Source organism: Pseudoalteromonas sp. Z9A6 (genome assembly GCF_011378805.1).
Lineage (GTDB): Bacteria > Pseudomonadota > Gammaproteobacteria > Enterobacterales > Alteromonadaceae > Pseudoalteromonas > Pseudoalteromonas distincta.
In genome coordinates, this window is sequence record NZ_WTKZ01000049.1 from 24,194 (window position 1) to 30,681 (window position 6,488).

The window sequence follows — 6,488 nt, forward strand, 5'->3', positions numbered from 1 at the left end:
GCAAGCGCATACCCTTTTTTGTAGTACTTAAGTTATATAATTAGTACTTATTTTTATGCGTCCACAAATGCAGTAATTCGCTCGCAATGGTTGCTGCGGCAATAGCGGTAAGCTCACTTTGGTCGTACGAAGGTGATACTTCTACTACATCCATACCTACCATGTTTATGCCTTTTAGCGCACGCAGTACTTTAAGTACTTTATCTGACGTTAAACCACCACACACAGGAGTGCCTGTACCAGGCGCAAACGCAGGGTCTAAACAATCTATATCAAACGTTAAGTAAACAGGTAGGTCACCTACTCGCTCAAGTATTTGCGCTGCAATTTCATTTGCATGTAAATCATTGGCTTGCATTGCATCAATCACAGCAAACTCATGTTTACTTTGATCAAAGTCGGTACGAATACCTATTTGTATACTGTGCTCAACATCAATCAGCCCTTCCATTGGTGCATGATAAAACATAGTGCCGTGATCAAATCGCGAGCCATTGCTATAAGTATCGGTGTGCGCATCAAAATGCACTAACGCCATTTTGCCATGTATTTTTGCATGAGCACGTAATAGCGGAAGCGTTACAAAGTGATCGCCCCCTAAACCTAATAGTGTTTTACCTTGGCGAAGTATTTGATCCGCAGCCATTTCTAGTTGCGCAGTAAAATACTCAGGATCCCCGACAGGGTAAGTAAAGTCCCCTGCGTCTGCCACTTTTAAGCGCTCAAACAACGGGAACGTCCACGGGTATTTAGTGTCTTCCCATGCTAAATGAACCGATGCACGACGAATTGCATCAGGGCCTAAGCGCGCACCAGGGCGGCCCGAGGTCGCTAAATCAAATGGTAAGCCTAAAACCACTACGTCTGCATCAATTGCATTAATGTTTTGCACCATAGGACGACGTAAAAACGTCATCCCATTTGAGTACAATGAGTGATCTGCGTGACCAAACAAAGTTGACATTGCTTATAACTCTTCTAAATAAGTGTAGCCATCAAGGCCGCTTTGCAATTCGTCTAAAACGCTTTGCTGTTCGTGTTTTTCAATTTTAGTGCTTACTAACTGCTCGTATGATTGCTGAAAACTTTCAACATCTAAATGTACATAGCGCATCATATCGGCAACAGTGTCACCTTGGTTTATCTCGGTAATACTTGCAACGCCTTGCTCATCCATATTAACAATTGCGCTGTGCGTATCGCCAAACAAGTTATGCATGTCACCTAAAATTTCTTGATAAGCACCCACCAAGAAAAAGCCCATTAAATAAGGTTTATCAGCGCTAAACTCTGGTACAGGTAGTGTGCTTTCAATGCCTTGTCCATCTACGTAATGTTCAAGTGCACCGTCTGAATCACAGGTTATATCAAGTAATACAGCACGTTTTTTTGGTGCTTCAGTTAAGCCACTTAATGGCAATACCGGAAACACTTGATCAATGCCCCATGCGTCTGGAAGCGATTGAAATAACGAAAAGTTTACAAAAAACTTATCGGCTAGACGTACGTTTAACTCGTCAATAATAGGACGATGAAAACGGTTTTTATTATCCATGTGCTTGTTAAGTTCATAACAAATACGGATATTAATTTGTTCAGCCCACGCACGCTGCGATAAGTCTAATAAGCCGAGTGCAAATTGGTTATGCGCTTCAGCTAAATCACCTTGGCTGTCGTGATAAATTTCAATTAATGCACGGTCATCCGTTAAATCAGTTAACTGTACAAACGATGCCCACATGTTTTTTAATAACAGGGGTGCATCTGCCGCTGGCGCTACTAACTCTTCTGGCGTGTAACTTTCAGTACCAATAACATTAGAAATAAGCACAGCATGATGCGCCGTAAGCGCACGACCCGACTCAGAAATAATAGTCGGCATTGGTTGCTCATATTGCTTACATGTATCACCAATGGTGTACACAATGTTATTTGCATATTCAGCTAAGCTGTAATTCATAGAGTTATGCGACTGGCTACGCGTGCCGTCGTAATCAACAGCCAAACCGCCACCTACATCAAGGCAATCAATTTCTGCGCCTAATTTACGTAGCTCACAGTAAAAACGCGCCGCTTCGCTTACACCTAAACGTACGTCACGAATGTTCGCCATTTGTGACCCTAAGTGAAAATGTACTAGCTGAAGTAAATCAAGCTGGTTTGCGTCTTTTAAACGATTAACTACATGCAAAACTTGCGATGCAGATAAACCAAATTTTGATTTTTCGCCGCCACTCGCTTGCCATTTACCTTTACCTTGCGACGCTAAACGTACACGAATACCGATGCGTGGTTTTACGTTAAGCTCTTTTGCTTGGCTAAGTACCATGTCTAGCTCAGAAAGCTTTTCAAGTACGATATACACTTTATGACCTAGCTTTTCGCCAATAAGTGCTAAACGAACGTATTCTTTATCTTTGTAGCCATTACATACAATAACAGCGCTGGTTTTTTCAGCCAATGCTAATACTGTAAGTAGTTCAGGCTTGCTGCCGGCTTCTAAACCAAGTTGCTTTTTTTCTACTTGTGCTTGGCTTGCTACTATTTCCTCAACCACTTCACGCTGTTGGTTTACTTTTATTGGGTAAACTAATAGGTAGTCTTTAGGGTAACCATAGTTTTCAATCGCAGTATTAAATGCGCCGCATAAGCTGTGTACACGATGGTGTAAAATTTGCGGAAAACGAACTAAAGCAGGTAAGCTTAAACCTTTATCTTGTAGTTGCTTTGCAATATCTGTTAGTGCAATGGTTTGCTCTGGGGCATGAGCCTTGGGCGCAACATACACATCACCTTGATCATTAATACCAAAAAAACCTTGGCTCCAATGACGAACATTGTAGCTCGTACGAGCTTGTTCTAGTGATGTTGTCTCTTTCATTTATCTTTCTCTTTTATTTAATTAATGCCGACTCGGCTAGTGCCGCGCATTAAAAGAAAAATAGAGATTCAAGTCCAACAAGTATTTTTACTCGTAACGAGTGATTTTTGATGTTAAAAAAATAACCAAACAACTATTGCCCGCTAGCATATATAAAACAGGACTTTGATGATTTTTAAAGATAAGAAAAGTTATAAAAAATGGCTATTTTTAAATGACTCATTATAAATTTTATTAGTAAAAATGAATGAGCTCGTTCAATAAAATTCATCTTGAGTTACTTTGTTTATAAAATTTACTTTTGATGGGTTAGAGCAAGGCGTTCTCAACACCTCAATTACTTACAGTTTAGCCAACGTGTTGTGGCCAAGTAATACCTATGTATTCTGCAAAGTGAATAAAAACTGCACGTCAAAAACGCTTAGCATACATCCACCAGCTTCAATCATTACTTGGCGCAAATGTAGCGTTAGGTATTGCCTGTGGTATTGAAAGTGGGAAATTGCAGTAGTGTATAAGCGAATTCGATTAATTGACTATAAGCTAGCTATGCACTTTTTGGGGCAAACATAATTATAGCCATACCTAGCAGTGCAACTAGACCACCGATAATATCCCACATAGTAAGCTTTACGCCATCAACAACCCATAACCATAATAGCGCAACGCAAATATATACGCCGCCATAAGCTGCATACACACGCCCGGCAGCAGTAGGATGTAAAGAGAGCAACCATGCAAATAGTGCCAAACCTAACGCTGCAGGAATTAAAAGTAAAATGCTTTTATCTTGCTTAAGCCAAAGGTAGGGCAAATAGCAACCCACTATTTCTGCTAAGGCTGTAATAGTAAAAAGTGCGATTGTTTTTAATTCAAACATAATGCTCCGCGCAAAAATAACAAGCATAACAATCAATACAAATTGTTATGCTTAGTATCCGTTATGAATCTGCGTTGTTATTCGCTAAGCGCCATGGTGGCAAGTTTCATTGTGCTTTCAAACGACTTAGTGCCCGCTATAAATAAACCATTATGGCAAAACACTGCATCATCAATACCGGTTTCATCTACAAACGCTTGATCAGATAAACCAGACCATGCTTTAGGAAGCGGTTTTCTATCTTCAAACGAGCCAGGCTCAACGGGTACTGTTTGTAATATCCATTGCCCAGAATGCGATGGGTAAACCATGTATAGCGCCTCACTTGATAAAATATGCACTGTTTTTTTCCACGGTGTGTACTTTTCAAGCACGATTACTCTGGCATCGTCTGCATTTTCAATTGCTTTGGCGACAATCTCTTTTGCATTAACACTACCGTGAGCTGAGGCGATAAAACGAATGAGCATGCGAGCTGCAAATTCAACGGCTTCATCAAAGCAGGTATCAAAGTTACTTTCTTCTTCCCATGTAGGGTTAAACATTGAAATTGTTTGGCTCAAGCTTATCCCTTTTGATACACCTTCAACATGACCACAATCAATGGCGTCAATAGTTGAAACTAAGCCTGAATCCACTCTATCAGCAACGGCCTGGTTATCATCACACAGTGCTAAGCCGTATTTTTTCCACACTAAACCAAATGATGAAAAAGGAATGCCATTTTCTCGCTCGCCTGCACCACCGCGTTGATGATGATCAAAGCGATTAGTTTCAGGATCGTATTCCCCACCTACATCTATTACGTAGTCGGCACTTTCTATAAGCGCTTTATAGCGTGTGCGTACCAATTTAAACGTTGGCAAAACATGTTTAAGTACCGCAATACTAAAAACGTCATCTGCATGAAAATTACCATTGTGGGTTACTACTGTTATTTCGCTCATTTGTTTATTGCTACTTTTAGAAAAGATAAAAATTCTCGCTTTGTAAGTTAATCACTAATTATCGAGGCAGATTTTATACGAAGACAGGTGTTAAAAACAGTGAAGTATTTTTGCATCACTATAAAAGCTGCTTTTATAGTTACTAGTTTGAGTATGACTTTTATTACAAGATAATAATGAAGGCGGATATTTACGACACATTAAGCTTTAATATGTCGCAGCGTTAATGAACTTATTTACTAAGCCCTAATTCCATAAAAACACTTTGTGGATTATCTACATATGAGCCAAAACTGCTACAGCGTTTAAAGCCTAAATTTTCATATAAATTGATTGATTTTATTTGTTTTGGGCCTGTTTCTAAGCGTATTAACGGGATTTGTTTTTCGCCAGCTTGATGCAATAAAATCTGCATAATACGTCTTGATAGCCCTTTACCACGATGACTTGGTTTTACATATAAACGTCTTATTTCGCCATAAGGCTGAGTATCAAATTTCTCTACAATCGCACCGCAGGCAATAATACCTTCTTCAGTTTTTAAACCAATAGCGTACACATTAGGTAAGGTTAATTCGTTTAACTCCAGAGACTGTGCGGTAGCAACAGGATATAAAGAGTTTATAAGCCGGTCTATATCATCAAATACATTTACCACGTCGGGATCATTCGGGTTCAAATCGACTAACTGCATAAAGCTTCCATTCATTGTTATAAGTTTATTAAGCTTTAAATAATATATTTAAGCGGTCATAGCTTAGCATTGTTTAATTAAAAAATCTTTACTCCTTATTTAGCATATGGCTTAGGGCATTTCACCAGCTAAAAGAGCAAAAGTGGCTTAGCAAATGTGTAAATTTTGCTAGGTTATTACTAATTAATAAATAGTAGTGTTCAAGTATTATTGCGCATTGGTATTAGCGCTATGCCATTTTGCATAGCCTTCTTTATCCATCGGCCTTGCAATTAAGTAGCCTTGCATGGCGTCAATATTCATTTTTTAAGTAAGTCATATTGTTCTGTTGTTTCTACGCCCTCTGCAACTACCTCTAAGTTTAAGCTTTTTCCTAAACTGATAATTGTTTGCGCAATATTAAAGCCAACCGTGCTATCTAAAATTTTATCAATAAAGCTTTTATCTATTTTTAATTCTTTAACAGGAAACGCACTTAAGTACGCTAAGCAGGAGTAACCGGTTCCAAAATCATCAATCGAAAATAAAAAGCCAGCAGCAATGAGTTCTTTCATTTGCCTAATTGTATAATCTATATCGCTTGAGAGCATTGACTCGGTTATTTCTAACTTAATTTGCTGTGCTCGAATATCAAATTTATTGATAGTGCTAAACAGCTCTCCTTTTAAATTTGATGAATTAAACTGGCTTTGACTAATATTAATTGAAACACTAAACGAGTCGTCAATTATGTTATCTGCTTTAAGTTCGTTTATTAAAATACATATATCATGTAAAACAATATTTTGTAGTTTTTGAATAAGCCCGTATTGCTCTGCAATTGGTATAAATTCGTTTGCCGCTATTAATCCTTTTTGAGGATGGTTCCACCTAATGAGTGCTTCAGCACCAATAACATCACCATACGTATTTACCTGAGGCTGAAAATAAGCACAAAACTCATCAGATGCAATCGCTCTGACTATATCGGTTTCTAGTTCAGTTTGTTTTTCAAGCAGTGTTTGTAAGGCTGGATCGTAAAAGCTACTGCTATTCCCCTAATGCCGTTCACTTAAGGTGAGCGGCTTTTTTATTTCTAGCGTACCG

At 38.7% G+C, this 6,488-nt stretch carries 5 protein-coding genes and 1 pseudogene; all 6 read right to left on the reverse strand.

The genetic code is table 11. The features are described from left to right. Window positions 1-40: 40 nt before the first annotated feature. The gene (gene speB, locus GQR53_RS15875; RefSeq protein ID WP_008138249.1) at window positions 41-964 is read right to left on the reverse strand and encodes an agmatinase; all 924 of its coding nucleotides are present in this window, start codon (window positions 962-964) and stop codon (window positions 41-43) included. A 3-nt stretch (window positions 965-967) separates the two neighbouring features. Continuing rightward, window positions 968-2,881, reverse strand: a complete 1,914-nt coding sequence (gene speA / locus GQR53_RS15880; RefSeq protein WP_024593856.1) for a biosynthetic arginine decarboxylase — start codon at window positions 2,879-2,881, stop codon at window positions 968-970. Between the two features lie 547 nt (window positions 2,882-3,428). Further along, entirely contained in the window at window positions 3,429-3,761 is a 333-nt protein-coding gene (locus tag GQR53_RS15885) for a YnfA family protein (RefSeq protein WP_165744491.1), read from the reverse strand. A gap of 77 nt (window positions 3,762-3,838) precedes the next feature. Further along, entirely contained in the window at window positions 3,839-4,708 is an 870-nt protein-coding gene (locus tag GQR53_RS15890) for an MYG1 family protein (protein ID WP_165744492.1), read from the reverse strand. 232 nt (window positions 4,709-4,940) lie between these two features. Further along, the gene (locus GQR53_RS15895; RefSeq protein ID WP_002958569.1) at window positions 4,941-5,402 is read right to left on the reverse strand and encodes a GNAT family N-acetyltransferase; all 462 of its coding nucleotides are present in this window, start codon (window positions 5,400-5,402) and stop codon (window positions 4,941-4,943) included. A gap of 207 nt (window positions 5,403-5,609) precedes the next feature. Next, window positions 5,610-6,439, reverse strand: a pseudogene (locus tag GQR53_RS15900) (EAL domain-containing protein); the annotation flags it as partial. Window positions 6,440-6,488 lie beyond the last annotated feature (49 nt).